We start from the raw sequence: 371 nt of genomic DNA, 5'->3' as shown, positions 1-371 counted from the left end.
GGCACGATCAGCTCGACATCGACGGTGATGTTGTCGCCCGGCATCACCATCTCGGTGCCTTCCGGCAGCGACACGATACCGGTCACGTCGGTCGTGCGGAAGTAGAACTGCGGCCGGTAGTTGGTGAAGAACGGCGTGTGACGGCCGCCCTCATCCTTGGTCAGGATGTAGGCTTCAGCGACGAACTTCTTGTGCGGCTTGACCGTGCCTGGCTTGGCCAGAACCTGGCCGCGCTCGACACCTTCACGGTCGACACCGCGCAGCAGCGCGCCGATGTTGTCGCCGGCCTGGCCCTGGTCGAGCAGCTTGCGGAACATCTCGACGCCGGTGCAGGTCGTCTTGGTGGTCGGACGGATGCCGACGATCTCAAG

The 371-nt window shown here is 64.2% G+C and carries 1 protein-coding gene; it reads right to left on the bottom strand.

The genetic code is table 11. From position 1 onward, the window contains the following. A partial coding sequence (locus AC0L2C_RS34240; RefSeq protein ID WP_473525538.1) for an EF-Tu C-terminal domain-related protein occupies window positions 1–371 on the bottom strand: 371 nt, incomplete at both ends.

It is taken from the genome of Mesorhizobium sp. WSM4845 (assembly GCF_055811455.1).
Note: the sequence above shows the minus strand (reverse complement) of the source record. Positions and strands in the feature narration are given on the sequence as shown.